General features: G+C 58.1%; 9 protein-coding genes and 2 pseudogenes. 7 read left to right on the forward strand and 4 right to left on the reverse strand.

Annotation, left to right across the window (positions count from 1 at the left end; translation table 11 throughout):
• Window positions 1-24: 24 nt before the first annotated feature.
• Window positions 25-249, reverse strand: a pseudogene (locus tag SPBM01_RS22115) (DUF1971 domain-containing protein); the annotation flags it as partial.
• Window positions 250-260: 11 nt separating this feature from the next.
• A complete protein-coding gene (locus tag SPBM01_RS14415; protein WP_037479448.1) occupies window positions 261-704 on the reverse strand; it encodes a globin domain-containing protein in 444 nt (147 codons plus the stop codon).
• Window positions 705-797: 93 nt separating this feature from the next.
• On the opposite strand from SPBM01_RS14415, the gene SPBM01_RS14420 reads away from it, so the two are divergent.
• Together SPBM01_RS14420 and SPBM01_RS14425 are read left to right on the forward strand one after the other, a co-directional pair.
• A complete protein-coding gene (locus tag SPBM01_RS14420; RefSeq protein ID WP_037479447.1) occupies window positions 798-1,259 on the forward strand; it encodes an RrF2 family transcriptional regulator in 462 nt (153 codons plus the stop codon).
• A 52-nt stretch (window positions 1,260-1,311) separates the two neighbouring features.
• Window positions 1,312-1,947: an HPP family protein gene (locus SPBM01_RS14425; RefSeq protein WP_262504176.1), complete on the forward strand. Its 636-nt coding sequence runs from the start codon at window positions 1,312-1,314 to the stop codon at window positions 1,945-1,947.
• Between the two features lie 432 nt (window positions 1,948-2,379).
• On the opposite strand, the gene SPBM01_RS14430 is transcribed toward SPBM01_RS14425, so the two are convergent.
• Together SPBM01_RS14430 and SPBM01_RS14435 are read right to left on the reverse strand one after the other, a co-directional pair.
• Window positions 2,380-3,600, reverse strand: a complete 1,221-nt coding sequence (locus SPBM01_RS14430; protein ID WP_188062316.1) for an MFS transporter — start codon at window positions 3,598-3,600, stop codon at window positions 2,380-2,382.
• A gap of 124 nt (window positions 3,601-3,724) precedes the next feature.
• Window positions 3,725-4,552, reverse strand: coding sequence for a TonB-dependent receptor domain-containing protein (locus SPBM01_RS14435; RefSeq protein WP_188062317.1), 828 nt, complete (start codon window positions 4,550-4,552; stop codon window positions 3,725-3,727).
• Window positions 4,553-4,554: 2 nt separating this feature from the next.
• Between SPBM01_RS14435 and SPBM01_RS14440 the strand changes: the two are divergent.
• The 5 genes and pseudogenes from SPBM01_RS14440 to SPBM01_RS14460 all read left to right on the forward strand — a co-directional run.
• Window positions 4,555-5,301, forward strand: a pseudogene (locus tag SPBM01_RS14440) (IS3 family transposase); the annotation flags it as partial.
• 97 nt (window positions 5,302-5,398) lie between these two features.
• On the forward strand, window positions 5,399-6,148 hold the full coding sequence (locus SPBM01_RS14445; RefSeq protein WP_262504177.1) for a MerR family transcriptional regulator: 750 nt from the start codon (window positions 5,399-5,401) through the stop codon (window positions 6,146-6,148).
• 298 nt (window positions 6,149-6,446) lie between these two features.
• Entirely contained in the window at window positions 6,447-7,748 is a 1,302-nt protein-coding gene (locus SPBM01_RS14450) for a cytochrome P450 (protein ID WP_188062318.1), read from the forward strand.
• A gap of 146 nt (window positions 7,749-7,894) precedes the next feature.
• The gene (locus SPBM01_RS14455) at window positions 7,895-9,328 is read left to right on the forward strand and encodes an aldehyde dehydrogenase family protein (protein ID WP_262504444.1); all 1,434 of its coding nucleotides are present in this window, start codon (window positions 7,895-7,897) and stop codon (window positions 9,326-9,328) included.
• Between the two features lie 63 nt (window positions 9,329-9,391).
• On the forward strand, window positions 9,392-11,827 hold the full coding sequence (locus tag SPBM01_RS14460) for a TonB-dependent receptor (RefSeq protein ID WP_188062319.1): 2,436 nt from the start codon (window positions 9,392-9,394) through the stop codon (window positions 11,825-11,827).
• The last annotated feature ends 60 nt before the right edge of the window (window positions 11,828-11,887 follow it).

An 11,887-nucleotide genomic window follows, 5' to 3' on the forward strand; every position in this document is an offset into this window, starting at 1 on the left:
ATGGAGGATCGTAGGCTCCACCAAACCTGGTCTGCTCTCAGGCGTCAGTATAAGTTCGGCACCCACTCGGCGTGGATCGGTTACGCAATAGCGCAATCGGCCTTCCGCCACCTGTATCAGCCCCCATACCCCTGGCTTCGTACAATGATCCTTACGAAGGCCCGCTGGAATCGAAACCTCTGTAAACACGTCAGTCTGACGATATGGCTCCAAGCCTTCGGGAAGTTCGGCAGCGGCCTCTGATGGCATGATTTCCGATGTCACGCCGCCTCAGTGTAGAGCATGGTTTCACGTGCCTTCAGAACGTCAGCAAGGAACCAATACGCCTCGCCCCATGCATTCAGCACGGTATCATCAACCGCATCCCCAAGAACGTCCTTGATCGCCGGGAGCAAGGCGTTCGCAACGGCAGGGTAATGCTCTGGCTTAATGTGCGTCGCGACGTGGCGCGCAGCGATGCGTTCGATCGCGGGTTTCAACGCCTCAAGCTTGTCGGCGTTCTGTGCGAAGGCAAGGATGGCAGCCGCAAGCCGCTTAGGCTGCTCGCCAGATTCTTGAGCCGCCATATCGAATAGGGCTTTGATTTCAGGATCGACAAACAGCCGTTCGTACATGCGCGTCGTGATTTCCACGCCATGAACCTGCAGGATCGGCGCAGTGGATTTGACGATGGCGATAGTCTGTTCAGAAAGCGGCGTGGTCATGGGCAATTCCATATAAACATGCTGATCGAATGCATCTATACTCCTGCTCTAAAAAGATGCAATGCACCTGCATGTTTAAGGTCAAGATTTGAGATGCGCCTGACCGCGCATACCGACTACGCGCTACGCATTTTGCTCCATGCAGCACTAGCTGCTCGGGATGGAGACGGGCTGTTGGGGGTCGCGCAAGTGGCTGCCGACCATGCTATTTCACGCAATAATGCGATGAAGGTAGTAAATGTGCTTTCCAACGCTGGTCTACTCCAGACCGTGCGCGGGCGCAGCGGAGGATTTCGTCTCGGGCGTTCAGCCGAAACTATCACGCTTGGTGAAGTGGTGAGACTTACCGAGCCATGTCTGAATCTTGCCGATTGCGAAAACTGCATCCTGCGCGGCAGCTGTGGTCTAAGAGGTATGCTTAACAAAGCTATGGGCGTATTTCTCGCTGAGTTGGACCAACAAACTCTTGCGCAGGCTGCCGCTGGCTCACGGCTCCCTGCAGCGATCCAGCTCTCGAACGTACCCCGCGCCAGCACCACTTTAGTCTACAACTAATTTCCCAGATATCGTGCTAAACATATTCAAGCCAATCCTTGCAGGCGCGACCTTGCCAGATCGATTGATCGCAAGTTTGGGTGCTGCGATTGCCATCGCTCTTACCATCGTAGTTTGTGCTGGCCTTCCTCTTTCTGCTATGGATTTGCCGATCATTGTCGCACCCCTTGGTGCTTCAGCGGTACTGGTATTTGCCGTGCCTTCCAGCCCTCTAGCCCAGCCTTGGGCCGTGGTCGGCGGCAACACCATTTCAACCTTGATTGGCGTATGGGCGTTCAATCTGTTTCCAGACATCACACTTGCCGCTGGCGTCGCGGTGGGCGGCGCGATTCTGGTGATGTCGCTACTGCGCTGCCTACATCCCCCGGGGGGCGCGGCTGCGCTTACTGCAGTAATTGGCAGCCAAGGCATTCACGCAGCAGGGTATAGCTTCGCTTTCGCGCCGGTAGCGATCAATTCCATAGCACTTGTGTCGATAGCTATGTTCTTTCATCGTATGACCACACATAGCTATCCGCACGTACCAGCCCTCACGCCGGAGCCTCGCGTTCCACGAGCTTTTCATTCATCCGATATCGATGCGGCACTGGAAGATATGCATGAAAGCTTCGATATCAGTCGTGAAGATATCGAAGTGCTGCTGGCACATGTCGAACGACATGCTCTAATGAAATCCCAGCGTCGGTAAATCCGTCAACTTCTCGATAATTTATGGCATTGTGGTTGCCCATTTCGTTGATGCAAAAGTTTTGATTTTTGCATCAAAAGCGACCGGGATGGCAAAGATCGACCTGAACGAAAGACCGTTTTTGGATCCCCCATTTGTAACTCGAGCGTCCGCTAATGGGGTTGCGATCGGAACACCGGCCTTCGACTCCCGCAAGCACAAAAACGGCCATCTTCCGCATCAATGTGCGACAAACAGGTGTTTTCCGACACCTGAGCGGGGCTGTCGGCGCTTAGCGTATATCTGGGTCCGTTCTATGTACTGACCCCCTTAAGGCTTCCAGCGCGCCCGGCTAGGCGGATCGATGGGTGGCAGCTCTGCGAAGAAGGTAGAACTTTCATCCTGTGAGGACCGTCGATCCGAGATGCCGGCGTCAGCCGGGCCCGACGCTGACTAGGTTGAAGTGGAAGGCAGAAAATCCTGGCGGCGCATGGTGCCGATCAGCATGGCCGATGCGCCTGCGGTCACGACCGCGCCGATCTGGAAGGCCTGATAGCTTCCCGACAGATCGTGGCTGGCGCCCGCCAACCATGCGCCCAGGCCAGCGCCAACGGTCGTGCATCCCACCAGCCAGCCCAGCGCCGTGCTGTACCGGCGCATCCCGAACGTGCGCGCAGCGATATAGGCGATGACGTCCACCTCCGCTCCCAGCGACAGGCCCAGGACAAAGGCGGACAGTGACAGCAACGGGACCGCCGAGATGCCGCTCAGCAGCATGCACGATCCCAGCGCTGGCAAGGAAAAGGCGACGCACCCCACCAGCGTCGCGGGTAGCCGATCGAGCAGCACGCCGCCTGATATCCGCCCTATGACGCTGCCGACACCGATCAGCGCGGCGATCTCCGCTGCGGCAATACGGTCGAAGCCCCGATCGACCAGCATGGGCACAAAATGAACCGAAAAGCCAATCAGGCCGGTGACCGCAAAAATCGTCGCGACCGCCAGTTGCCAGATAGATAGCGTCTTCAATATCTCCATGGGCGCCAGGCCCTCGACTTGGGCGAAGCGATCGCTCCCCTTCGCGCCGACAACGCGCTTGTCCCAAAAGCCGAGGGCGACCAGAGGCAGGATGACACATAAGCCCAGGGCGGCATAGGCGCCGCTCCATCCAAATGCCGTGATCAACTGGGTCGCGATGATCGGCATGGTCGCCAAAGTCAGTGCCGGGCCCAACTGGACGACGGCGAGCGCCGCGCCGCGACTCTTTTCGAAATGGGTCAGGACACCCGATGTCCAAACGCTCGACGACACATTGCCATGTGCGAAACCCAGAAAGGCGGCCACCGCCCACCATGTCCAGATGGCCGGGCCAATCTGCGTCAGCAGCAAGATGGAGCAGCTGAAAAAGGCAATGCCGGTCAGGGCCACCCATCGCGTGCCCCAACGATCGGCAAAGAAACCCGACGTCGCCGTCATGATGGCACCGACAAAGCTGAACAGCGAAATACCGAAGGAAATGTCGCGGCGCGACCAGCCCAACTCGGCCTCCAGCGGACCGATGAATACGCCCGAAGAATAGATAAACGCCACCGAAAAATAGGTGCCTAGAAGCGCGGTTGCGGCGGCTGGCCATCCCAGTTTCCATTCTGAAAGATCAGGGTGACGAGCCGCCACGCATGTCCTTTCCGGTTGTCGTTAATCAGAAACGCTAAGTTCGCCCGCAGGCTGGAACGTGAAACGGGAACGCCACGATCTGCGTGCCGACCATGGCGTTCCTGTCCGGCCTGCGGCTTGCACCTTAGAAATGGAACTCCGCCTGGACCGCCACGGTGCGGGGATCGAGAACCGAACTACGGACAGACCCTGCCGTGAAGGGCACGTTGCTGGCCGTCGTCGCGATGAAATGATTGGTCAGATTTTTGCCAACCAAACTGATCGACCAGCGTTGTTCGGGCGCGTTCAGGCGGAAGCTAGCATCTATCGTGGCGAACTTCTTCTGGTTGAACGCAGCCGCCAGATAGGAATTGACGAAGGGATTGGTAGAGTAGGAGCTACTGTACCGCGTATTCATCGACAGCGCGATTTCATAATCATTGGCCAAGGGAACGGTATAGTCTGCACTCAGGCTTGCGGTCCATTTGGGTGCCTGAGGCGGACGTTCGCCCGACAGATCCTGCGAAAAGCGACTGCCCGATGGGGCCGGTCCGAATACACATCCCTGCGCCACGGTCTGGGTCGACAGGCATGGCGCGAAGGGGAAGCTGGTATATTTCGCATCGATATAGCCGATCGAGCCGCGCAGGCGCAGTTCCGAAACGGCGCGCGGTGCGAACTCGACCTGCATTTCGCCACCCCGCGTCCGTAGCGCCGCCGCGTTCAGCGTAAAGAACTGGATCAGCGTGGGGTCGAGATAATCGACCTGCAAATTGCGATATTTGTAGGAAAACACGTCGGCGTTGATACGCAGTTGATTGTCCATGAGCGTCGCCTTCACGCCTGCTTCGAACCCTTTTACCTTTTCGGGTGCAAAAGCGGGGTCGGACGCGGTCGTATTGCGTGTAATGAGACCGCTGATCGAGTAGCCACCTGACTTGTAGCCTGTTCGATAGCTGCCGTAGAGGGTCAATCAGTCGGCGGGAGCGGACAGGTATGAAAGTGCTGGCCCATATCAGGGAACAGTACAGCCTCAGCCTCGGTAGCTATGGTCGTCCGAGGATGACCATGGAACTCAAAGAGGTTGGGCTCGACGTTGGCGAGCGCCGGGTCGGGCGGCTGATGAAGATCAACGGGATCAAGCCAGTCCGCACGCGCAAGCACAAGGTTACGACGGATAGCCACCATCGACTGGGGGTCGCAGCGAACTGGCTGGACGGCGATTTTGCCGCCGATGCGCCCAACCGTAAATGGGCCGGCGACATCACCTATATCTGGACGTCAGAAGGCTGGCTCTACCTTGCCGTCATTCTCGACCTGCATAGCCGTCGCGTCGTGGGCTGGGCAGTCAGCGACAGGATGAAGAAAGACTTGGCGATCAGGGCGCTGGATATGGCGGTGCGCCTGCGCCAGCCTCCCAAGGGCTGCCTTTTCCATTCGGATCGCGGCAGCCAATATTGCTCTTACGACTATCAAAAAAAGCTGCAGGCCTATGGCCTGCGTCCATCGATGAGCGGCAAGGGAAATTGCTACGACAATGCGTCCGTCGAGACCTTCTTCAAATCCCTGAAGGCCGAACTCATCTGGCGGCAGAGCTGGCCAACGCGGCGTCAGGCAGAAGCCGCCATCTTTCAGTACATCAACGGGTTCTACAACACCCGTCGTCGCCATTCATATCTGGGCGGCATCAGCCCGCTCGCGTTCGAAGCCAAGGTGGCATAATGAGATAGGTGACCGGCACAAAACCGTTACAAGTCCAGTTGCGTATAGCGAAACATACTGGCTTGCGGGGCTCGGTGCGTCATGCTGTATCAGGCCCATGAAAATGCGCGAACTGGAGGATCGGACCGGAGTCCATCGCGAAACGATCCGTGTCCTTCTGCGCGAAGGCTTGATCCCCGAACCTGCGCGCCCGCGCAAGACCGTCGCCGATTATGGCGATGAGCATGTGCAGGCTATTCTGGCGGTACGGCGGCTTCAGCGCGAAAACAGGCTGACGCTGGCGCAGATCAAGGCGCTCATCAGCGGGGAAGGGACCGACGGGCGGGTCGAAGCGAGCGCCTTCGATCAGCTGGAGCAACTTGTTGCGCATCGTGTGGGAGTGGATGGTCCGCCGGTGATGATCGCGTCGCTGCTGGACCGTTATCCGCACGCTGCGGAAGATGCGCGCACGCTGGCACGGATTGGCATCCTCGACATCATCAAGACGGAGCAGGGCGACGCACTGAGCATCACCTGCGCCCAATTAATACGCATTTGGGGCGACATGCGCAAAGCGGGGTTCGACCAGCGGCTGGATTATACGCCCGAAATATTGGGATTTTACACCAAGGCGGCGGATTTCGTCGGGCGTTGGGAAGCGGCGACCTTCATGGAGCGTGTCGAAGGGCATATCGACGTCGATGAGGCCGCGACCATGGTGGAACATGCGTTGCCGCTGATGCTCGATTTTTTCGGCCTGTTGCGCCAGCGCGCCTTTTTTCACCATGTCGATGCGATCCGCGCGGGGGCGGAAGCGGATATCCCCGATGACATGATCATGCCGCCGACGACGCGCCCCCAAGGCTGATCCGCATGCGCAGAGCGGACCGGCATGGCAGTTGATCGCGGTCCGCCATTTTTGCGAAACCATCCCTTCGGTCCGTGTTGCTGACCCTATTCAATCTTCGAGCCGCCATTCATTTTCGAGGACGGCAGATGCTCGATTAACGCTGGAATTACGAGGAAAACCAGCATTTTCAGCCATAAAGAGCATGAATGGTCGGACCGATATTAGCGATTGACGAATCTTTCCTTCCGCAGTTACGTAGTGATTGTACGCAACAATCAAATCGCCACCAGGCAGCGTATCAGGAGAGGGTAGTTTCATGGCGACTTTGCTGGATGCCGACGTGCGTCCCATCATCCCCGACGATATTGCGCGGATCGTCATCGCACCCAAAAGCTATACCGACGACGCAACCATCTATGGTGCGTTCAAATGGCTGCGCGACAATATGCCGCTGGGGATTGCGCAAGTGCCCGGTTATGATCCGGTCTGGGTCGTCACCAAACATGCCGACATCAAGGAAGTGGAGCGCAACGGCAAGCTGTTCCACAATGCCGATCATAATCCCATATTGGTCGATCAGGCGTCAGACGCTTTCACGCGCGACATAAATGGCGGGTCGATCCGCATCTTGTCGTCGCTGACCTATATGGATCCGCCCGAACATGCGTCCTACCGCACGCTGACGTCCAACTGGTTCCTGCCCGGCAAGATCAGCAAGCTAGAGGAGCAGATCCGGGTGCTGGCGCGCCAGTCGGTCGACAATCTGCTGAGTTTCGACAGGGAATGCGATTTCGTTCGCGACTTCGCGCTACATTATCCGCTGCGCGTCATCATGACACTGTTTGGCGTGCCGCCCGAGGACGAACCGCGTATGCTCAAGCTGACGCAGGAGTTTTTCGGTGTCCACGATCCCGAAGAACAGCGCCCCGAAATGGCGACCGACCCGGTGGTGGCGGCGAAACAATGGGCTGCTTCGATCGAGGATTTCTATACCTATTTCGACAAGCTGAGCGCCGATCGTCGCGAAAACCCTACCGATGATCTCCTCTCGCTGATCGCCAATTCACGAATCAACGGCGCGCCGATCCCGCGTGACGAAGCGAACGGCTATTATGTCGCCATCGCCACGGCCGGCCATGACACGACGTCATCGTCCACGGCGGGCGGCCTGCACGGCATGATGCTCTATCCCGAAAACTGGGCCAAGGTGAAGGCTGACCCGTCGCTCATCCCCGGCTTGGTGGACGAAGCGATCCGCTGGACCAGCCCGGTCAAGCATTTCATGCGCAATGCCACGGCCGACACGCAGGTGCGCGGCATGGACATTCGCGCGATGGAACGGCTGATGATCTGTTATCCGTCGGGCAACCGCGACGAGGCGGTCTTTGCCGATGCCGACCGTTTCGACATCACCCGGTCGCCCAACCCACACATCGCCTTTGGCTTTGGCCCGCATATGTGCCTGGGGCAACATCTGGCCAAGCTGGAGATGCGGATCCTGTTTGAGGAACTGCTGCCGCATCTCAAGTCGGTCGAGATGGCGGGTGTTCCGCGCATGGTCGAAACCAATTTCGTGGGCGGTTACAAGGCACTGCCGATCCGCTTCACCAAAAACTGAACCCTCTCCCCCTGGGCCGCGCCTTTAAAGGCGGGCGCGGCTTTTTCTTTTTACGCCCGGAGATTGTTTCCATGAACGCACCGACCACCATCGCCGCCGGACTGCATGGCGAAACGGGGCATGAAGTTCGCCTGCCGCCGCAGAAGATGCTGATTGGCGGAGCGTGGGAGGATGCCGGGGACGGTCGCACCATCGCGGTGGAGGATCCCGCGACCGGACGGATATTCGCCAGCGTTCCGGCGGGAACGGCCGCCGATGTCGATCGCGCCGTGACCAGCGCGCGCGCTGCCTTCGAATCTACGACATGGAGCCGGATGCGTCCGCTCGATCGTGGCAGGATCATTGAGGCGATCGCGCGCAAGATCGAGGATAATGCCCAGGAACTGGCGCTGCTGGAAAGCTATGACAATGGCAAGGCGGTACATCATGCCCTGGCCGTGGACGTGCCCGCCGCCGTCGACATTTTTCGCTACATGGCGGGCTGGGCGTCGAAAATCTATGGTCAGGTGAACCCCATTTCGGGCGATGGCCGCCAATATCACAGCTATTCGGTGCGCGAACCGATCGGCGTGGTGGGACAGATCGTACCGTGGAACTATCCGCTGGCCATGGCCGCGTGGAAGATTGCGTCGGCGCTGGCGGCGGGTTGCACCATTGTGTTGAAGCCGTCCGAAGTCACCCCGTTGACCGCGCTGCGCCTCGCTGAACTGGCGCTGGAGGCGGGGCTACCCGAAGGCGTGCTGAACATCGTCACCGGCTATGGTCATGAGGCGGGACAGGCGCTGGTCGAACATCCCGGCATCGACAAGATCGCCTTCACCGGGTCGACCCGCGTGGGCAAGCAGATCGTCCAGACCTGCGCGAAGGATCTCAAGCGGGTTACGCTCGAACTGGGCGGTAAGTCGCCCTCGCTGATCTTTGCCGACGCGGACCTCGACAAGGCGGCGATCGGCGCGGCGCTCGCCATCTTCTTCAACAGCGGGCAGGTCTGCCTTGCTGCCTCGCGACTCTATGTCGAACGGTCGGTGTTCGACAAGGTGGTCGATGGCGTGGCGCAGGTCGCAAAGACCTTCAAACTGGGCCATGGGCGTGATCCCGACACGATGCTGGGGCCGCTGGTGTCGAAGATGCAGCAGGGCCGGGTGCTGGACTATATCGAACAGGGCAAGGCAAGCGGCGCGGAACTGGTGACGGGCGGCGGCACGGGCGATCGGGACGGCTATTTCGTCGAGCCGACCATCTTTGCCAATCCCGATGCAAATGCCAGCATCGTGCGGGAGGAGATTTTCGGCCCGGTGCTGGTCGCGACGCCGTTCGACGATGTGAATGATGTGGTCCGGCAAGCCAACGACACCCGCTATGGCCTCGCGGCGAATATCTGGACCCGCGACCTGTCGCGCGCGCATCTGACCGCACGCAAATTGCAGGCCGGAACGGTGTGGATCAATACTCACGGCATGAACGATCCCTCTGCACCCTTTGGCGGGGTCAAGGAATCGGGCTGGGGTCGCGAAGTCGGTGAAGAAGGCGTCCTGCATTACACGGAAACCAAGACGGTTACCGCGCTGCTGGAGGAGTGAGCGCCGCACACCCGTGAACGAAGAAAAGCAAATAATAATTAAATCAAACAAATAGGGGATGTTATGAAGAACAGTATCGGATTTTTTTTGTGTTCTACAAGCATTGGCTGTCTCGCCATAGCGCTACCTGCAAGCGCGCAACAATCGCCGTCAACAACGGGATCTGCGGCCCAGACAGCCGATATTGTGGTGACCGCGAACAAGCGCGAGCAAAATCTCAATGATGTCGGGCTGTCAATAACGGCGATATCGGGCGACGCGCTTGCACAGCGCAAGGTTTCATCGCTTGAAGATATTGCGTCTATCATACCCGGCCTGTCCTACTCGGCCAGCACGACCAATACGCCCATTTATACGTTGCGCGGCGTGGGCTTTAACGAAAGCTCGCTGGGCGTTTATCCTGCGGTCAGTGTCTATATCGATCAGGCACCCTTGCCTTTCCCGGTATTGGCCAGTCATTCGGCCTATGATCTTGAACGCATCGAGGTGCTGAAAGGGCCGCAAGGTACGCTTTTCGGGCAGAATTCCACAGGCGGTGCGATCAACTATATCGCCGCAAAGCCCACCAGCAGTTTTGAAGCCGGCGGCGATATCAGCTATGGCCGCTTCAATGCGATAGAAGGCAATGCGTTCATCAGCGGTCCGTTGGCCACCAACGTCCGCGCGCGGCTCGCCGTCACCGGGGCGAATTCGGATGGGTGGCAGTATAGCGTTACCCGGCCAAGTGATCGCAATGGCGCGACCAGCTATGTCGCCGGGCGGCTGCTCATCGATGCGGACCTTTCCGAGGGGGTGAAGCTGTCATTCAACATCAACGGTTGGGTCGACAAATCGGAACCGCAGGCGCAACAACTCATCGGTATCCGCACCGGGGGGCCGCAGGGCGCTACCGCCGTCAAACTTGCGGCGACATCGGTATTCGCGCCCGACAAGGCCCGCGCCGCGGACTGGAGCAGCTTTCTTACCGATCCGGCGACCGGCGTTCAAAATCCCGATGGCACTTTCGTGCCGGGCACGGCAAAATCGACCGACTTCACGCCAAGAGCGGATCGCAAATTCTATCAGCTTGCGATGCGCGCTGATGTCGAACTGGGCGCGGACATCACGTTGACGTCGCTCACATCCTATTCCGATTATGACCAGACCCAAACAACAGACGGCGACGGCAACGCTGCCGTTACCTTCGATCTTCAGAAGAATGATGGGTATATTCGGTCTTTTAGTCAGGAATTCCGGCTGGCTAACGACCCGCGCGGTGCGTTCCGTTGGGTACTGGGTGCGAACTATGAGGACAGCACGACGTTTGAGGACCAATTGCTGCGATATTTCGATAACTCAAATTACAATCCAGCGACTGCCTATATCAATGGGAGCGAGGTCAACAATAAGCAGAAGATCAGAAACTATGCCATATTTGCCAGCGGTGAATATGATATTGCGGAGAAGCTGACCCTGAAGTTGGCAACGCGCTACACAAATTCTCGTATCGCAGATGAAAATTGCGGGTTCACGATTCCCGGTGGAAATGTTGACAAGCTATTTGGAACACCGACGCCAACGGCCTGCTACACGTTCGATGCTGCTTTTCGAAATGGCCCACCCATCCTGCAAACGCTAAAGGAAGATAATGTGTCTTGGCGGGCAGGCATCGACTACAAGATGACCGACAGCAGTTTGCTCTATGCGAACGTGTCTCGCGGGTACAAGGCAGGCAGCTTCCCAAGCCTTGCAGCCGCTACTTCCAAAGCATTGAAACCGGTCACCCAGGAATCGGTCACGGCCTATGAAGCGGGTATCAAGACGGAATTTCTCGACCGTGTCATCGGTTTGAATGCTGCGGCATTCTACTATGATTATCGCGACAAGCAGATCCGAGGGAAAATCATCGACAACCCCAATATTTTCGGTGCGCTCGACACGTTGGCCAATATTCCCAAATCGACAATCTATGGCTTTGAAGCGGACTTGACGATCCGCCCGACCCGTGGGCTTACGATCAACGGCGCGCTGACATATCTGAAGTCAGAAATTAAAACCGGTCCTGTTTCACCGTATAATTTCGATGTTTTCGGCCGAACCGACTCCTTTGTCGGCGATGATCTGCCTTTTACGCCGAAATGGTCGGGCGTCATCAATGCCGATTACCGGCACGACGTGGCCAACGGCGGTTCGGCCTTTGTCGGGGTCACGGCCAATATCCGGTCAGCCAGCGATGCCGTGCCGGGCGGCAGCCGCATAGAGTTCCCAAGCCGCGCGGCAGAACCCAATTCCGCGTTGCGGGCAGGTATCGTCCACCCGTTCCAGAATAACAGCTATGCCACGGTCGATGCACGCATAGGCTATGAAGGCCCCAACGGCTCGTGGCGCATCATGCTCTGGGGCAAGAACGTCTTTAACGAATATTACTGGACAAATGTAATTGCGTCGGCGGATTCTGCCGCCCGCTTTGCCGGTCGCCCTGCAACCTACGGCCTGACAGTCGGATTCAACTTCAAATAATTGCCGACGCGGCCGCCTGTCCGGCGGCCGCGTCCTTTTTCTGCCGTGCATTGAGGTAAG

The sequence above is a fragment of the Sphingobium sp. KCTC 72723 genome (genome assembly GCF_014280435.1).
Taxonomy (GTDB): domain Bacteria; phylum Pseudomonadota; class Alphaproteobacteria; order Sphingomonadales; family Sphingomonadaceae; genus Sphingobium.

Coding starts and splice junctions, on each gene's coding strand:
- SPBM01_RS14420 (WP_037479447.1), top strand. CDS start 798: ATGCGCCTGACCGCGCATACCGACTACGCGCTACGCATTTTGCTCCAT.
- SPBM01_RS14455 (WP_262504444.1), top strand. CDS start 7,895: ATGCTGATTGGCGGAGCGTGGGAGGATGCCGGGGACGGTCGCACCATC.
- SPBM01_RS14415 (WP_037479448.1), bottom strand. CDS start 704: ATGACCACGCCGCTTTCTGAACAGACTATCGCCATCGTCAAATCCACT.
- SPBM01_RS14450 (WP_188062318.1), top strand. CDS start 6,447: ATGGCGACTTTGCTGGATGCCGACGTGCGTCCCATCATCCCCGACGAT.
- SPBM01_RS14445 (WP_262504177.1), top strand. CDS start 5,399: ATGAAAATGCGCGAACTGGAGGATCGGACCGGAGTCCATCGCGAAACG.
- SPBM01_RS14460 (WP_188062319.1), top strand. CDS start 9,392: ATGAAGAACAGTATCGGATTTTTTTTGTGTTCTACAAGCATTGGCTGT.